A 221-nucleotide genomic window follows, 5' to 3' on the forward strand; every position below is an offset into this window, starting at 1 on the left:
ACTCAATCGGCATTCAAAAAGGCCAAATCTAACCCCCGCGACACGCCGAGCCAGACACACATTTTGACCCTTAACCCGCCAATTCGACCCCTGAACCCCACCACGTAGAAAAAGTCCGGCCTCTCCGAAGAGGAAGCCGGACTACATGCTGTGGAGCATAGGAGAATCGAACTCCTGACCTTCTGCTTGCAAAGCAGATGCTCTACCAATTGAGCTAATGC

General features: G+C 52.5%; 1 tRNA gene. It reads right to left on the reverse strand.

From position 1 onward, the window contains the following. Nucleotides 1-151: 151 nt before the first annotated feature. Nucleotides 152-221, reverse strand: a tRNA-Ala gene (locus tag QP971_RS11355).

The sequence above is a fragment of the Corynebacterium marquesiae genome, assembly GCF_030229635.1.
Lineage (GTDB): Bacteria > Actinomycetota > Actinomycetes > Mycobacteriales > Mycobacteriaceae > Corynebacterium > Corynebacterium marquesiae.